General features: G+C 61.5%; 13 protein-coding genes. 8 read left to right on the top strand and 5 right to left on the bottom strand.

Translation table 11 applies throughout. The features are described from left to right. The first annotated feature begins 21 nt into the window (after positions 1-21). The 3 genes from GTQ41_RS21025 (at position 22) to GTQ41_RS21015 (ending at position 3,068) form a co-directional block, all read left to right on the top strand. Positions 22-1,014 (top strand): NAD(P)-dependent oxidoreductase, encoded by a 993-nt coding sequence (locus GTQ41_RS21025; protein ID WP_047296149.1) that lies wholly within the window; start codon positions 22-24, stop codon positions 1,012-1,014. A gap of 116 nt (positions 1,015-1,130) precedes the next feature. Beyond that, the gene (locus tag GTQ41_RS21020) at positions 1,131-1,985 is read left to right on the top strand and encodes an ATPase (protein WP_047296147.1); all 855 of its coding nucleotides are present in this window, start codon (positions 1,131-1,133) and stop codon (positions 1,983-1,985) included. A 234-nt stretch (positions 1,986-2,219) separates the two neighbouring features. Continuing rightward, positions 2,220-3,068 (top strand): cache domain-containing protein, encoded by an 849-nt coding sequence (locus GTQ41_RS21015; protein ID WP_041068432.1) that lies wholly within the window; start codon positions 2,220-2,222, stop codon positions 3,066-3,068. Positions 3,069-3,151: 83 nt separating this feature from the next. Here the strand turns inward: GTQ41_RS21015 and GTQ41_RS21010 are convergent, their stop codons facing one another. Further along, the gene (locus GTQ41_RS21010; RefSeq protein WP_047296145.1) at positions 3,152-4,669 is read right to left on the bottom strand and encodes an MDR family MFS transporter; all 1,518 of its coding nucleotides are present in this window, start codon (positions 4,667-4,669) and stop codon (positions 3,152-3,154) included. A gap of 79 nt (positions 4,670-4,748) precedes the next feature. Then, positions 4,749-5,942, bottom strand: a complete 1,194-nt coding sequence (gene pobA / locus GTQ41_RS21005; protein WP_047296143.1) for a 4-hydroxybenzoate 3-monooxygenase — start codon at positions 5,940-5,942, stop codon at positions 4,749-4,751. Between the two features lie 178 nt (positions 5,943-6,120). On the opposite strand from pobA, the gene GTQ41_RS21000 reads away from it, so the two are divergent. Further along, on the top strand, positions 6,121-7,005 hold the full coding sequence (locus GTQ41_RS21000; protein ID WP_041068438.1) for a helix-turn-helix domain-containing protein: 885 nt from the start codon (positions 6,121-6,123) through the stop codon (positions 7,003-7,005). A gap of 133 nt (positions 7,006-7,138) precedes the next feature. Here the strand turns inward: GTQ41_RS21000 and GTQ41_RS20995 are convergent, their stop codons facing one another. Continuing rightward, on the bottom strand, positions 7,139-7,315 hold the full coding sequence (locus tag GTQ41_RS20995; protein ID WP_174376820.1) for a hypothetical protein: 177 nt from the start codon (positions 7,313-7,315) through the stop codon (positions 7,139-7,141). Positions 7,316-7,455: 140 nt separating this feature from the next. Continuing rightward, on the bottom strand, positions 7,456-8,361 hold the full coding sequence (locus GTQ41_RS20990; RefSeq protein ID WP_217325352.1) for a LysR family transcriptional regulator: 906 nt from the start codon (positions 8,359-8,361) through the stop codon (positions 7,456-7,458). 114 nt (positions 8,362-8,475) lie between these two features. Here GTQ41_RS20990 and GTQ41_RS20985 point away from each other — a divergent pair, with 114 nt between their 5' ends. Next, positions 8,476-9,354, top strand: coding sequence for an MBL fold metallo-hydrolase (locus GTQ41_RS20985; RefSeq protein WP_047296138.1), 879 nt, complete (start codon positions 8,476-8,478; stop codon positions 9,352-9,354). A 219-nt stretch (positions 9,355-9,573) separates the two neighbouring features. Continuing rightward, positions 9,574-10,188 (top strand): NAD(P)-dependent oxidoreductase, encoded by a 615-nt coding sequence (locus tag GTQ41_RS20980; protein ID WP_047296136.1) that lies wholly within the window; start codon positions 9,574-9,576, stop codon positions 10,186-10,188. Positions 10,189-10,317: 129 nt separating this feature from the next. Here GTQ41_RS20980 and GTQ41_RS20975 read toward each other — a convergent pair whose 3' ends face one another. Then, complete coding sequence (locus tag GTQ41_RS20975) at positions 10,318-11,199, bottom strand: LysR substrate-binding domain-containing protein (RefSeq protein WP_047296134.1); 882 nt, start codon at positions 11,197-11,199, stop codon at positions 10,318-10,320. A 228-nt stretch (positions 11,200-11,427) separates the two neighbouring features. Between GTQ41_RS20975 and GTQ41_RS20970 the strand changes: the two genes are divergently transcribed. Both GTQ41_RS20970 and GTQ41_RS20965 read left to right on the top strand, forming a co-directional pair. Continuing rightward, complete coding sequence (locus GTQ41_RS20970) at positions 11,428-13,065, top strand: 5-guanidino-2-oxopentanoate decarboxylase (protein ID WP_047296132.1); 1,638 nt, start codon at positions 11,428-11,430, stop codon at positions 13,063-13,065. Next, positions 13,062-14,513: an aldehyde dehydrogenase family protein gene (locus tag GTQ41_RS20965; RefSeq protein WP_047296130.1), complete on the top strand. Its 1,452-nt coding sequence runs from the start codon at positions 13,062-13,064 to the stop codon at positions 14,511-14,513. Before GTQ41_RS20970 ends, GTQ41_RS20965 begins: the two co-directional genes overlap by 4 nt. Positions 14,514-14,697: the final 184 nt, after the last annotated feature.

The raw sequence follows: 14,697 nt of genomic DNA, 5'->3' as shown, positions 1-14,697 counted from the left end.
CGAAAGTCATCGGAGCGTTACATGAAAATTCTGGTCACCGGCGCAAGCGGCTTCATCGGCGGGCGCTTTGCGCGTTTCGCCCTGGAGCAAGGCCTGGACGTGCGGGTCAACGGTCGCCGGGCCGAAAGCGTCGAGCATCTGGTGCGCCGTGGCGCCGAGTTCGTCCCGGGCGATCTCACCGATGCGGACTTGGTGCGCGAACTCTGCGCCGACGTCGAAGCCGTGGTGCACTGCGCCGGTGCCGTCGGCTTGTGGGGACGCTATCAGGACTTTCATCAGGGCAACGTGCAGGTCACTGAAAACGTCGTCGAAGCCTGTCTCAAACAACGCGTGCGGCGGCTGGTGCATCTGTCGTCGCCGTCGATCTATTTCGATGGCCGCGATCACCTCGGTCTGACCGAAGAACAAGTGCCCAAGCGTTTCAAACATCACTACGCGGCGACCAAATACCTGGCCGAACAAAAGGTCTTCGGTGCGCAGGAGTTCGGTCTGGAAACCATCGCCCTGCGTCCGCGCTTTGTCACCGGTGCCGGCGACATGAGCATCTTCCCGCGGCTGTTGAACATGCAGCGCAAGGGCCGTCTGGCGATCATTGGCGACGGCCTGAACAAAGTCGACTTCACCAGTGTGCAGAACCTCAACGAAGCGCTGCTCAGCAGCTTGCTGGCGGCCGGCTCCGCGCTGGGCAAGGCCTACAACATCAGCAATGGCGCGCCGGTACCGTTGTGGGATGTGGTCAATTACGTGATGCGCAAGATGGAAGTGCCGCAGGTCACCAAATACCGTTCGTACGGCCTGGCCTACAGCGTTGCTGCGCTCAATGAAGGCGTGTGCAAACTCTGGCCGGGCCGTCCGGAGCCGACCCTGTCGCGGCTGGGCATGCAGGTCATGAAGAAAAATTTCACCCTCGACATCAGCCGCGCCCGGCATTATCTGGACTACGATCCGAAAGTCAGCCTGTGGTCGGCCCTCGACGAGTTCTGTGGCTGGTGGAAAGCCCAGGACATCCGTTGATACAAGTCGCCCGGCCAGCAATGAACCGCACTGCCGCTTGAGGGTCAATCCCTGCGGCTGCGGCGGTTATACTTCGCAGCATTTAGCCATCACCGCGTTCCACAAAGGTTGCCTCAATGTCCATGCGTAACGATGCCAACGACGATTTCGACGATGTACCGAGCCTGCGGGCCGACACCTTTGACGACGATGACATTCCGCCCAGCGCCCGCACCTCCGTGCACTCGCGCACACCGCCGGTGGTCAAGGTCAAGGCTGCGAGTACCGGGCCGCTGTGGGCACTGGTCGGCGCGTTGTTCTTCGCCTTCATCGGTCTGGCCTGGTGGAGCTTTCAGCAGATTTCGCTGATGGAGCAGCAATTGGTCGCGACCCAGGAAAGCTTTGCACGCATCAGCGAGGAAGCTGCAGGGCGCCTGCAGGACATTTCCGGCAAAGTCGTCGCCAGCCAGAGCAACGTCAACAGCGACAGCGAAGCCTTGAAGCTGCAGATCAAACAGCTGGAAACCCAGTTGCTGGATCAGAGCAAACAGCAGCAAGGCGTGGTCGGTCAGGCCAGCGATCTGGACAAGCGTCTGGCGCAGATGACCGCGCAGACCACCGAACAACAGAACGCCAATACCCAGTTGCAGGCTCAGGTCAAAGCCTTGAGCGCGGAACTGGCGGCCCTGAAAGGCGCACCGGCGGATACCAGCAAGGTCGACGCTCAGCTCAAGAGTTATGACGCTCAGCTGAAAAGTCTCGGCGCTGATATCACGGCGCTGAAAAAGCAGGGCAATTCGAACGCGGCGATCGAGCGTCTGGAGCAGGAAATCGTCGTCCTCAAAAGTGAACAGGACAATCGCCCGGCCGCTGCGCAGGGTGGCGGCAATACCGCCGAGTTCGACGCATTTCGTGGCCAGATGACCCGCAACCTCAATACCCTGCAGGCGCAGATCCAGAACCTGCAACAGCAGATCAATGCCCGGCCGTAGGGCCTGACTCAGGATATCTTGTGGCGAGGGAGCTTGCTCCCGCTGGAGTGCGAAGCGCTCCCCTGCTTTCGTTCAGGTAGAGCGCATTTGCGGGTTTTGCGACTGCTTCGCAGCCGAGCGGGAGCAAGCTCCCTCGCCACAGGAAATGCGGCAACTTCTGGATTCATCTTCGACCTCCGTCCGAGCCCAATCCGTCTACGCTCTTGAAACACCAACAAGAACGAGGGATGCGTTATGGGGTTTCTGCATAAAGTGGCGTGGCTCGGGGTGATGCTTTTTGTGGGGGCAGGGCAAGTCAACGCTGCCGCCACGCAAAAGGACGACAGCAAGGCCGCCATCGCTTTGCTGGAAAAGGCCCTGGCCTATTACCACGACAACGGCGACAAGGCCTTCGCCGCGTTCAGCCGTCAGGGCGAGTTCGTCGACAAGGATCGCTACGTGTTCGTGGTCGACACCAAGGGTGTGATGCTCGCCAGCGGCGGGCCCTCTTCAGCCTTGATCGGCCGTGACGTCAGCGAGGTGCTCGCGCCGGATTTGCAGAAAGCCTTCAAGGACGCTCTGCTGGTGCCTGAAGGCAACGGCATTCAACAGGCCGAATACCGCTGGCAGAACTGGGCCGACGGCAAGGTCGAGCGCAAGCATGTCTACTACCAGCGCATCGGCCAGCGGATTCTCGCGGTTGGCTATTATTTGCCGCGTGCTTCAGCCGAGCAGGCCAAGGCACTTCTCGACAAGGCTGCAACCGATCTGGGGAAAAACGAGAAGGGCACGCTGACTGCCATCAACTCGCTCAAGGGTGGTTATCTGCAGGATGACTTGTATGTGTTCGTGGTCGATCTGCAGACCCAACGCTACGTTGCCCACGGCACCAACCTGCGCCTGATCAACACCGATTTCAGCAAGATCAAGGACCCGGAAGGCAAACCGGTGGGCGAGCCGATGCTGGCGCTGATCGCCAAACAGGATGACGGTGAATACGAATACCGCTGGAAAAACCCGGTGACCGGCAAGGTCGAGGACAAGCATGCGTACTTGAAGAAGGTCGGGCATTTTCTGGTGGCGGTGGGTTACTACAGCCCCTGAAAATCAAAAGATCGCAGCCTTCGGCAGCTCCTACATGGGAATGCATCTCTGTAGGAGCTGCCGCAGGCTGCGATCTTTTGCTGTTATTTGGCGCCGTGCTCGCGCCCGCGCAGCAGGTTGTTCGGCATCGCAATCGCCGCCGCCAGCCCCAGCAGCGACACCGCCGTACTCACCCACAGCAAATGGCGGAACGTCACCGAAAGCTCGGCGCGCAAGGCGTTCTGCGCGTCGCCCGGTGCGGCGTTCAGGCCGTCGAGCAGCACGTTGCCCGAATGGCCCTCGCTGAGCAGCGAGTTGCTCGCCAGATGGGCGAAACTCGAATCCTGCAACAACGCCAGCAACAACGCCGACATCAAGGCCACCCCCACCGCACCGCCCAGCGAGCGGAACAGATTGGTAGTGCTGGTGGCGACGCCGATGTCGCGCTGATCCACCGAGTTCTGTGTGCCCACCAATGAAGTCGGGAACTGCATGCCGCCGGCAATCCCGCTGAGCAGCATGAACAGACTGCTGACCAGCGTCGCATCCGGTGGGCTGAACGCCATGCCGAGAATCGAAATCGGCATCAGGATCGCACCCGTCAGAATCTGGGGTTTGTAACGACCAGTCACCGAGGTGCGACGTCCGGCGAAATAGGCGCCTATCGGCAGGCCCATCGCCAGCGGCAGCAAGTGCAACGCCGCCGCATCGGCACCGGCTCCAGTGACGCTCTGAAAGCGCAGCGGCATCAGCACGATCAGCGAGATCGCCTGAAAACTGGTGAAGAAAATCGTGCACCAGCACAGCAACGCGTTGCGGTTGGTGAACAAATGCATCGGCAGCAGCGGCTCGCGCGCCCGGCGTTCATGCCAGACGAACACCGCCAGCACCAGCACCGCACAGGCGAACAAGCCAAGCACTTCGCTGCTGCGCCACGAATGGCCCTGACCGACCTGAGTGATGGCCAGCAGCAACGCGGTCAAACCGATGATCATCAACAGCGTGCCGAGGTAGTCGATGATCGGTTTGCGCTGCGGAATCGGCAGCCCGCGCAGGTTGCGATTGGCCACCCACCAGGCGCCCAGCCCCAGCGGCAGGTTGATCAGGAATACCCAGCGCCACGACAGGTATTCGGTCATGTAACCGCCGAGCACCGGCCCGGCGACGCTGGCCACCGCATACATGCTGCTGAAGTAACCCTGATAGCGCCCGCGTTCGCGGGGCGGAACGATGTCGCCAATGATCGCCTGACTCACCGAAATCATCCCGCCGGCGCCGATGCCCTGGAGAATCCGCGCCAGCACCAGTTGCTCCATGCTCTGCGCCATGCCGCAAAACAACGAGGCGAGGGTGAACAGGCCCATGCCGAACAGCATCAATTTGCGCCGTCCGTACAGGTCGCCGAGCTTGCCGTAGATCGGCACGGCCACGGTCATTGCCACCATGTACCCGGAAATCACCCAGGCCAACAGGCTGACGTCCTTGAACTGTGCGGAGATGGCGGGCATCGAGACGGCGACGATGGTCTGGTCCAATGCCCCGAGAAAGATCGCCAGCATCAGCGCGACCAGCACGCTGCGAATGGCCGGTTTGGGTGTTTCAGGCTGGTGAAGATTGGTCACGGGCGGAACCTGCGGGCAGTGAGAATCCCGCAGGCCATCGAGCGAGCGGGGATGCTCTCCAGTGTAAGTCGGTAGGAAGCTATTCGATAGCCTCATAAGGAAGCCCGACGTAATTTTCTGCAATGGTTTTCCGACCCGCTTCTGAACTGACGAAATAGTCCAGTTCCGAGGCGCTGATCCGTTGGCTGAAAGCATCATGCTCGTCGAAACGGTGCAGCATCGAGGTCATCCACCAGGAAAACCGTTCGGCCTTCCAGACCCGGCGCAGGCAGATTTCCGAGTATTTCTCCAACAGATCCGTGCGCCCTTCGCGATAAACCTTCAGCAGGATATTGAACAGCGTACTGACATCGCTGGCGGCCAGGTTCAGGCCCTTGGCGCCGGTGGGCGGCACAATGTGCGCGGCATCGCCGAGCAGAAACATCCGTCCGTACTGCATCGGCTCAACGACAAAGCTGCGCAGCGGCGCGATGCTTTTTTCAATCGACGGGCCGGTGACCAGTGTTTCGGCAAGCTCGGCGGGCAGACGGGTTTTCAGCTCAGCCCAAAAGCGCTCGTCGGACCAGTCCGCGACGTTTTCTTCCGCCGGCACTTGCAGGTAATAACGGGTACGGGTGGCCGAACGCATGCTGCACAGGGCGAAGCCGCGTTCGTGACGGGCGTAGACCAGTTCTTCGTGCACTGGCGGGGTGTCGGCGAGAATTCCCAGCCAGCCGAACGGGTAGACCCGTTCGAAAACCTTCAGGCAGTCTTCGGGAATCGACTGCCGGGCCACGCCGTGGAAGCCATCGCAACCGGCGATGTAATCGCAATCGACGCGCCAGGTTTCACCGTCCTTTTCGAAGGTGACAAACGCTTCGTCGCTTTTCATGCCGTGAGGAACGACATGGCTCGCCTCGTAAATCGTCGACGCACCGGCCTCCCGACGAGCGGCCATCAGGTCGCGCGTGACCTCGGTCAGGCCGTAGACCATCACGGTTTTGCCACCGGTCAGACCCTGCAGATCGATGTGGGCCAGACGCCCATCCAGGGCCAGATCGAAACCGCCGTGCACCAGTCCTTCGGCGTCCATGCGCTGGCCGACTCCGGCCTGGCGCAACAGCTCTACCATGCCTTGTTCGAGCACGCCGGCGCGAATCCGCCCGAGGACATAGTCGGGCGTCTGGCGTTCAAGAATCAGGGTGTCGATGCCGGCGTTGTGCAGCAACTGACCGAGGAGCAATCCGGAGGGACCGGCGCCAATGATGGCGACTTGGGTTTTCAGCGTTTTCATTGTTTTTATGACTCGCAAGCTTCACGCGACAGCAGCCGGTGAATGATTTTTATGGATCGAGTGCTTGCATTTTTCCCTTGCGGGTCTGTCAATTGAAGGTGAAAACTGAGCCGATACCTGTACATTCTGCCAATCGGTGCGATTATCGCCCGCAAACCTCGAGGCCTGGATTGAAGTGATGAACAAGCCTGACCTGCCTTCGATTCCGGTGTTCAAGCTCTACGGTGAAAGCCTGGACTGGCCGACCCCTGACTTGCTGCACTGTGAAACCATTTCCAAACGCAGCCGCGAACATCAATGGGAAATCAAACCCCACCGCCACGCCGATTTGTGCCAGTTACTCTTCGTTTTCAAAGGTCAGGCAGAGCTTGAAATCGAAGGTCAACGCACGCAGCTCAACGAACCCGCAATTCAAGTCCTGCCCCCGTTGTCGGTGCATGGCTTTCGTTTTTCCGAGGACGTCGAAGGTTTCGTCGTTACCCTCGCCAATCCGTTGATCAACCACCTGCAGGCGCAACTGGGCAATTCGGTGCATGCCCTGGCGCAGGCCGAGCACTATCCGGCGGGCAAGGATGCGGAATACCTGCACAGTCTGTTTTCAGCATTGCAGGCCGAGTACAACGGCCATCAACCCGCGCGGGAAATGCTCATGCATTCGCTGGTCAGCGTGATCATGGTCTGGGTCAGCCGTCAGGCGATCGTGCGCCATAACGCCAGTCAGCGCCCACAACGCCAGCGCGAATACCTCAATGGGTTCATTCAATTGGTGGAGGAGACGTACCGCCAGCATGTGAAGGTCGAAGACCTGGCGCATCGCCTGGGGATTTCGGTGTCACACCTCAACGGTACTTGCCGGGAACTGGCAGGGCAGCCAGCGCTGCAGATCATGCACGAACGCCAGTTACTGGAAGCCAAACGTTTGCTGACCTACACCAGCATGACCATTTACGAGATGTCGGAGCTGTTGGGGTTTTCCGATCCGACCAACTTCACGCGCCTGTTCCGGCGCAGGGTGGGGATTTCACCCAAGGCGTTTCGCGACCGGCTGAAGGCCGAGCAGTGATCGGGTAAAACACCACCGCCCCCTGTGGGAGCTGGCTTGCCAGCGATTGCGTCCTGTCAGTCAGCACTGAAGGCGTCTGGGCCACCGCCATCGCTGGCAAGCCAAGCTCCCACAGGGTTGATAGCAAGCCGAATCAGCGCAATGCGTTCAGCGTCGCATTGTGCGGAATACAACGCTCGAAATTGCAGCTCGCATAATCGCGGGGCAGTTGTCGCAGTTGCTCGACCCGCCAGGCCGCAGTGCCGTACAGCGCCAGCGTGGCGGCGCAGGTGATGAAGATCGCGAAGTACCTTCTTGTTCTGATGTTCATGGCGTAGACCTCTGAACGCATACCCTGCGGTATTACTTTCAGCATAGAACAAGATCAAAAGATCGCAGCCTGCGGCAGCTCCTACATTTGGAAAGCATTTCCTCTATAGGAGCTGCCGCAGGCTGCGATCTTTTGCTTTTCTACAACCCCACATCCCACTTTGGATGCTCGGGAAACCGTTGCACCAGAAAATCCAGCATGCTGCGCAGCGCCGCCGGCATGTGCTTGCGCGAGGCGTACACCGCGTAGATGTTCATCTGCCGTGGTTCGGCATCCGGCAGCAGACGCACCAGTTCTCCGGCATGCACATGCACCCCGGCCTGATAGGTCGGCAGCATCGCCACGCCCGCACCGGCCAGGGTCGCGCGCAACAGGGTGCTGGCTTCGTTGGCGCTGATGTTGCCCTGCACCGGCACCGACACCGGTTCGCCGTCCTCTTCGAAATGCCACAGGCTCTTGCCGAAATACGAATGCGTCAGGCAGTTGTGCCGGCTCAGGTCCTCGACCCGCTGCGGCGGCGGGTTGTCGCGCAAGTAGGCGGGCGCGGCGCAGACCACCGAACGGCATACGGTCAGGCGGCGGGCGATCAGGTTCGGGTCCAGGTCATTGCTGGTGCGGATCGCCAGATCGATGCGTTCATCCACCAGATTCACCGTGCGGTCGAGCATTTGCAGATCGATGCTGACCCCGGGGTAGCGCTTGACGTACGCCGCCATGGCATCGGCCAGTTGTGCCTGGCCAAACGAGGTGCTGACACTGATGCGCAGCAGTCCGCGCGGCGCATCGTGGGGTTCGCTGACAGCGGCCTGCATATCGCTTGAGAGTTCGAGCATCTGTCGGCAGCGCGGCAGGATTTCGCTGCCGGCGGCCGTCAGGCTCAATTTGCGTGTGGTGCGGTGCATCAGGCGCGCGCCGACCCAGTCTTCCAGCTCCGCCAGATAGCGCGACACCACCGGCCGCGACAGCTCCAGATGATCGGCCGCCGCCGACTGGCTGCCCAGATCCACGACGGTGACAAACACGCGCATTGCTTGAAGACGATCCATGATTTGCCCGCTTTCAGAAACAAACTATGTTCAAGCATCGCATTTTTTGTACCGAGTCAGGCAACTAAGCTCTGTCCCATCGCCAAACACGGCATTCGGATCACGGAGCAACAGATGATCGGCTTCACCACCCTCAAGCGCGTTTTGCTGGCCACCGCCACCCTCGGTTTTGCGGCCCACGCCGCTGCCGCCAACCTGACCCTGGACGTTTACAACCCGGGCACCAACGCGATCTTTCCGGTGACCTCGGTGCTGGTCAGCGGCGAAAAAGACGCGATCCTGGTCGATGCGCAATTCGGCAAGGCCCAGGCCGAACAGGTGGTGGAAAAGATCCGCGCCAGCGGCAAACACCTGACCACCATTTACATCAGCCACGGGGACCCGGATTACTACTTCGGCCTCGACACTCTGACCCAGGCCTTCCCCGACGCCAAGGTGCTGGCGTCGCAGCCGACTGTGGATCACATCAACAAAACCGTCGCCGGCAAACTCGCCTTCTGGGGCCCGAAAATGGGCGCCGACGTGCCGGCCAAAACCATCGTGCCGGGCGTGCTCAAGGGTGACAGCCTGATGCTCGAAGGGCAGAAACTGCAGGTGGTCGGTCTTGAGGGCAAACAACCGGATCGCAGCTTCGTGTGGATTCCGTCGCTCAAGGCTGTGGTCGGTGGCGTGGTGGTCGCCGAGAATATTCATGTGTGGATGGCCGATACCCAGACCGCGCAATCCCACGCCGACTGGCTGCAAACCCTGCACTCGATCGAAACCCTGAAGCCGAAAACCGTGGTGCCCGGTCACTATCTGGGCGAGAGCAGCCGCTCGCTGGCCAGCGTGAAATTCACCGCCGACTACATTAAGGCTTTCGACGAAGAAACCGCCAAGGCCAAGGATTCCGCCGCACTGATCAAGGCCATGCAAAAGCGCTACCCGACACTCGGCGAAGAAAGCTCGCTGGAGCTGAGCGCCAAAGTCGCCAAGGGCGAAATGCAGTGGTAAGCCGATTGATCTGGAACACAGGTCGAGAGGACTTTTGTGCGAGGGAGCTTGCTCCCGCCCGCCTGCGCAGCAGGCGTAAAACCTGCCAATGCGTTGTAGCTGAAACAGGCGGGGAGTGCTCCGCCCTCCAGCGGGAGCAAGCCCCCTCGCCACAGGGAATACCGCTTCAAGATTAGATTTATGCCGTCGTTGAAACTCTCAAGCCAACTGGAGAATGTCATGAGCAAGATCGCAATCATTGGTGCCACCGGTCGTGCCGGTAGCCAACTGCTGGAAGAAGCCCTGCGTCGCGGCCATAGCGTCACCGCCATCGCCCGCGATACTTCGAAGGTCGGCGCACGTGCCGGTGTGGTCAGCAAGAATCTCGATGTGCTGGATTCGGCGGCGCTGCAAGCCGCCGTCGCCGGTCACGACGTGGTGATCAGCGCCGCGCATTTCGCCACGGTACCGGCCAGTGCCGTGGTTGGCCCGGTGAAGCAGGCGGGCGTGAAACGTCTGCTGGTGGTCGGTGGTGCCGGTTCGCTGCTGCTGCCGGATGACACCCGAGTGATCGACAGCGCCGGTTTCCCGGCCGAGTACAAAGCCGAGGCCAGCGCCGGGGCAGCGTTTCTCGATGCCTTGCGTCAGGAGAGGGAACTGGACTGGACCTTCCTCTCGCCATCGGCCGAGTTTGTCGAAAGTGAGCGTACCGGCAGCTTCCGCGTCGGCAAGGATCACTTGCTGGTGAGTGCCGAAGGTCGCAGCTGGATCACCTTCGCCGACTACGCGATTGCGTTGATCGACGAAGTGGAAACGCCGAAGCATTCGCGTCAGCGGTTTACCGTCGGCTACTGACCTGCAAACGCCCTCTGTAGGAGCTGCCGCAGGCTCGGGCCGCGATCGGACGATCTTTTGACTTTGATTTTAAAAAACAAGATCAAAAGATCGCAGCCTGCGGCAGCTCCTACAGGGGAATGTGGTGTTTCAGCGGGTGTGCGCCTGCTCCACCAGCCAGATCATCAATTCTTCCAGCTGCGGCGACGCCCCTGCACCCTGCGGCATCACCACGTAGTAGCCCAGCCCCGTCTTCACCTTCAGCTCAAACGGCATCACCAGCCGCCCGGCGCGCAGGTCATCGCCGATCAACGACCAGTCGCCAATCGCCACACCCGTCCCGTGGGACGCCATCGACATCGCCTGATCCAGCGTCTCGAAATGCTGGCCCGTGTTGACGTTGTTCAACTGCAATTCGGCCGCCGTCAGCCATACCGTCCAATCCTGCGTATCGCGGGTCGGATGCAATAGCAGATGTTGTTGCAGGTCGGCCGGTTCGCTCAGCGCCGGTGGGCCTTTCAATAACGCTGGCGAACAGACCGGCGTCAGTTGCTCATCGAACAGATGCAGGGCAGTGGATGAGTTGTCCGGCGGCGTGCCGTAGATCACCGCCGCATCGAACTGCTCGCGCTGGAAGTCGACACCGTGGGCCAGTGTGGTGGTCAGTTTGACCGGTACGTCCGGGCGTTCCTTTTGCCATTGCAGCAGACGCGGCACCAGCCAGCGCATCACGCAGCTGGGCGCCTTGAGTTGCAGGGTTTGCCGCTTGCGACCGATCTGCTCGGTGGCCTCGCTGATCAACCCGAAGATCTTCTCCACCCGCGGCAGCCATTCGCGCCCTTCGGCGGTCAGCTCCAGGCCTCGGGCCAGACGGATGAACAGCTCATACCCCAGATGATCTTCCAGCCCGGCGATCTGCCGGCTCACGGCGCCCTGGGTGATGTGCAACTGCTCGGCCGCCCGGGTGAAGTTGCAGCACTGCGCAGTGATCAGAAACGTGTGCAGGGCGGGCAGGGGAGGCAGTCGTTTCATGTGGATCCAAGGTATGACGTGAGGACATGGCTAGTATGACTTTTAATCGATTGTTGCCGCTACCTGCCGCCCGTTCAATGAGCTCATTCCACCCGGATCGATGTGGGAGCGAGCTTGCTCGCGAATACGGTTTTCCATTCAGCATCAATGTGGCTGATACACCGCTTTCGCGAGCAAGCTCGCTCCCACACTGGCACGGCGTATTGAACAACAAGAAGGGCAATCGACATGGCGACGTGTGGCGAAGTACTGGTCAAGTTACTCGAGGATTACGGGGTCGAGCAGGTGTTCGGCATTCCCGGGGTGCACACCGTGGAGCTGTATCGCGGGCTGGCCCGTTCGAGCATCAACCATGTCACCCCACGGCATGAACAGGGCGCCGGTTTCATGGCCGACGGCTACGCGCGCACCAGCGGCAAACCGGGGGTGTGCTTCATCATCACCGGTCCGGGCATGACCAACATCACCACCGCGATGGGCCAGGCTTACGCCGACTCGATCCCGATGCTGGTGATCTCCAGCGTGCAGACCCGCAGCCAGTTGGGCGGCGGTCGCGGCAAGCTCCACGAGTTGCCGAACCAGAGTGCGCTGGTCGGCGGCGTGGCGGCGTTCTCCCACACTTTGATGTCGGCGGCAGAGTTGCCGGCCGTGCTGGCCCGTGCCTTCGCGCTGTTCCAGGCCGGGCGTCCGCGTCCGGTGCACATCGAGATTCCGCTGGATGTGTTGGTGGAAGAGGCCGACGAACTGCTCGCCAGCATTCCGGTGAATATCGACCGCGCCGGGGCTGCACCGGCTGCCGTACGGCGCATGAGCGAACTGCTGGCCGGCGCTCAGCGTCCGCTGATTCTCGCCGGTGGCGGGGCCATCGATGCCGCCGCCGAACTCACCGAACTGGCCGAGTTGCTCGACGCCCCGGTGGCGCTGACCATTAATGCCAAAGGCATGTTGCCGGCCAGCCATCCGCTGCTGATCGGCTCGACGCAAAGCCTGGTCGCGACCCGCGCGCTGGTGGCCGATGCCGACGTGGTGCTGGCAATTGGCACCGAACTGGCCGAAACCGATTACGACGTGACCTTCGCCGGCGGCTTCGAGATTCCCGGCAAGCTGCTGCGCATCGACATCGACGCCGATCAGACCGTGCGCAATTATCCGCCGCACGTGGCCTTGGTCGCCGACTCGCGCAACGCTGCGCAAGCGCTGCTCGGTGCGCTATCGCAGCAGGCGCTGGCCGAGCGGCGCAACGATTGGGGCCAGGTGCGGGCAGCGCGTCTGCGCGATGAGCTGGCCGCGACCTGGGATGCACCCACCCTGGCCCAGACCCGTTTTCTGGAAACCGTCCTGCACGAGTTGCCGGACGCGGTGTTCGTCGGCGACTCCACGCAACCGGTGTACACCGGCAACCTCACCTTCAACCCGGAGCGACCACGGCGCTGGTTCAACTCGTCCACCGGTTACGGCACCCTCGGTTACGCCTTGCCGGCGGCGATTGGCGCGTGGCTCGGTGGCAACCTCGAGGGTGACGCTCGTCCGCCGGTGGTGTGCCTGATCGGCGACGGCGGCTTGCAGTTCACCCTGCCGGAACTGGCCAGCGCGGTTGAAGCGCGCACGCCGGTGATCATCCTGCTGTGGAATAACCAGGGTTACGAAGAGATCAAGAAGTACATGGTCAACCGCGCCATCGAGCCGGTCGGCGTCGACATCTACACCCCGGATTTCATCGGCGTCGCCAAGGCCCTGGGCTGTGCCGCCGAAGCGATCAGCTCGGTTGAACAACTGCGCGGCGCGCTGCGTGCCGCCACTGATCGTCAGGGCCCGACCCTGATCGAAATCGACCAGACCCAATGGATGCAGGCGGTGGCCCAATGATCAATTTCCCGACCACACTCGATGGCCTGTACATCAACGGCCAATGGTCGGCCGGGCGTGAACACCTGCGGGTGATCAACCCGGCCACCGAAGCACTGCTGACCACGGTCAATGGTGGTGATGAAAGCGCGGTTGAGCTGGCCGTCGGCGCCGCCACTGCAGCGTTCAAGCGCTGGTCGAAAACCAGCGGTGCCGAACGCGGCGCGATCCTGCGCAACATCGCCAACGGCGTGCGCAACGGTCGCGATCACCTGATGAAATTGCAGTCGGGCAACAACGGCAAACCGCAATTCGAAGCGGCCATCGACGTCGATGATGTGATCGCCACCTTCGAGTATTACGCCGGTTTGGCCGAAGGCCTCGACGCACAACTCGACAGTAACGTGGTGCTGCCCAGCGACGATTTCAGCGCGCGTCTGCGTCGTGAACCGTGCGGTGTGGTCGGGCTGATCGTGCCGTGGAATTTCCCGATGGTCACCACTGCGTGGAAGCTCGCACCGGCCTTGGCCGCTGGTTGCTGCGTGGTGCTCAAACCTTCGGAAGTCACGCCGCTGCCGGAGCTGGAACTGGCGGCGATCATTGCTGAATCCGGTCTGCCCGACGGCGTGTTCAACCTGGTCTGCGGCACCGGTCTGGCGGTGGGGGCACCGCTGTCGGCGGATCCGCGCATCGCGAAGATTTCCTTCACCGGCAGCAACGCTGTCGGCGTGCAGGTGATGCAGCGCGCCGCCGAAACCGTGAAGGGCGTGAGCCTGGAGCTGGGTGGCAAATCTTCGTTGTTGGTGCTCGAAGACGCCGATCTGGAACTGGCGGTGGAACTGGCTTGCGGCGGCGGTTTCTTCAATGCCGGGCAGATGTGTTCAGCCACCAGTCGCGTGCTGGTCGCCGAGGAGCTGGCCGATGAATTTCTTGAGCGTCTGCGAAAACGCGCGCAAGCGATTCGCGTGGCCGACCCGTTCGACCCGGACGTGGAGATGGGCGCACTGGTCAATCAGGCGCAGTACCAGCGTGTGCTCGGCCACATCGACCGCGGTTTGAGTGCCGGGGCGAAGCTGGTATGCGGCGGCAATCGTCCGGCGCATCTGTCGCGCGGTTATTTTTTGCAGCCGACGGTGTTCACCGACGTGCCCCTCGACAGTGCGCTGTGGTGTGAAGAGATCTTTGGCCCGGTGCTCTGCGTGCGCAGTTTCAGCAGCGAAGCCGAGGCGATTGCCCTGGCCAACGACAGCCAGTTCGGGCTGGTCGCCAGTGTGGTGACGCGTAACGCCGAGACCGCCGACCGGGTCGCCAATGCCCTGCAGGCGGGGCTGGTGTGGCTCAACGCGCCGCAAGTGATCTTCCCGCAGACGGCGTGGGGTGGTTACAAGCAGAGCAGTATCGGCCGCGAATTGGGGCCGTGGGGCCTGGCTGCGTTTCAGGAAATCAAACACGTGATCCGGGCGCTCTGAACGCCCGAAAAAGGTGAGCGCATGCCTCGCAACGAGGCATGCGTCGGTGTCATGGCTTCGATGAGTTTTTATCGATAGTCAGGTGTATTGCACGACCTCAGGATGAACCCGTCGGCTGCGCTGCAGGCCTTTGAATACAAGGCCTGCAGCGGATCCGGCCGCGCGGATGCAACGGTTGCGACCA

This window comes from Pseudomonas sp. AN-B15 (assembly GCF_019056475.1).
GTDB lineage: Bacteria > Pseudomonadota > Gammaproteobacteria > Pseudomonadales > Pseudomonadaceae > Aquipseudomonas > Aquipseudomonas parakoreensis.
This window is presented reverse-complemented; position numbering and strand designations above follow the sequence as displayed.

Bases quoted from the DNA above. Each gene is read 5' to 3' on its own strand.
- GTQ41_RS21025 (WP_047296149.1), top strand. From the start codon at position 22: ATGAAAATTCTGGTCACCGGCGCAAGCGGCTTCATCGGCGGGCGCTTT.
- GTQ41_RS20975 (WP_047296134.1), bottom strand. From the start codon at position 11,199: ATGAAACGACTGCCTCCCCTGCCCGCCCTGCACACGTTTCTGATCACT.
- GTQ41_RS20980 (WP_047296136.1), top strand. From the start codon at position 9,574: ATGAGCAAGATCGCAATCATTGGTGCCACCGGTCGTGCCGGTAGCCAA.
- GTQ41_RS20970 (WP_047296132.1), top strand. From the start codon at position 11,428: ATGGCGACGTGTGGCGAAGTACTGGTCAAGTTACTCGAGGATTACGGG.
- GTQ41_RS20965 (WP_047296130.1), top strand. From the start codon at position 13,062: ATGATCAATTTCCCGACCACACTCGATGGCCTGTACATCAACGGCCAA.
- GTQ41_RS20990 (WP_217325352.1), bottom strand. From the start codon at position 8,361: ATGGATCGTCTTCAAGCAATGCGCGTGTTTGTCACCGTCGTGGATCTG.
- GTQ41_RS21020 (WP_047296147.1), top strand. From the start codon at position 1,131: ATGTCCATGCGTAACGATGCCAACGACGATTTCGACGATGTACCGAGC.
- GTQ41_RS21015 (WP_041068432.1), top strand. From the start codon at position 2,220: ATGGGGTTTCTGCATAAAGTGGCGTGGCTCGGGGTGATGCTTTTTGTG.
- GTQ41_RS20995 (WP_174376820.1), bottom strand. From the start codon at position 7,315: ATGAACATCAGAACAAGAAGGTACTTCGCGATCTTCATCACCTGCGCC.
- GTQ41_RS20985 (WP_047296138.1), top strand. From the start codon at position 8,476: ATGATCGGCTTCACCACCCTCAAGCGCGTTTTGCTGGCCACCGCCACC.
- pobA (WP_047296143.1), bottom strand. From the start codon at position 5,942: ATGAAAACGCTGAAAACCCAAGTCGCCATCATTGGCGCCGGTCCCTCC.
- GTQ41_RS21000 (WP_041068438.1), top strand. From the start codon at position 6,121: ATGAACAAGCCTGACCTGCCTTCGATTCCGGTGTTCAAGCTCTACGGT.